Source organism: Streptomyces sp. SID12501 (assembly GCF_010550245.1).
In the GTDB taxonomy this organism is placed as follows: domain Bacteria; phylum Actinomycetota; class Actinomycetes; order Streptomycetales; family Streptomycetaceae; genus Streptomyces.
In genome coordinates, this window is record NZ_JAAGLU010000944.1 from 1 (window position 1) to 402 (window position 402).

1 protein-coding gene is annotated in these 402 nt (G+C 75.6%); it reads right to left on the bottom strand.

Going from position 1 to position 402, the window contains the following annotated elements; all coding sequences use genetic code 11:
* Positions 1-402, bottom strand: a 402-nt coding sequence (locus tag G3I71_RS49255) for an IucA/IucC family C-terminal-domain containing protein (protein ID WP_275409471.1), incomplete at both ends; no start/stop codon positions are given.

Below are 402 nucleotides of genomic sequence, written 5' to 3' on the forward strand. Positions count from 1 at the left end.
CGTCGAGTACGTCGCCGAGGATCGCGTCGGCCCGCTCGGACGGGTCCACGAGAGCGCGCGCTCGCTCCACGTCGGGCGGCAGCGGGCGCTCGTCCATGACCGCGACCTCCTCCCCGATGTCCTTGAGGAACGCCCCCACGGGCACGTGCCCCTCGAGCACGAGGATGACGTTCTCGCCGTGCGGCATGAACGCCAGCGCGTGCGCGCGGACGCAGTGCACGAGCGGACGCAGGTAGACCCGCAGGTAGGCGGCGAGCCAGTCGACGGGGTCGAGGCCCGACGCCCGGACGGCGGCCGTCGCGTACGCGTCGCCGTGGGCGTCGCGGTGCAGCAGCGCGGCCATCGTCGCGGCGCGCTGCCCGTCGCCCAGCAGCGGCACGGGCGACTCGCGCCACAGCGCCG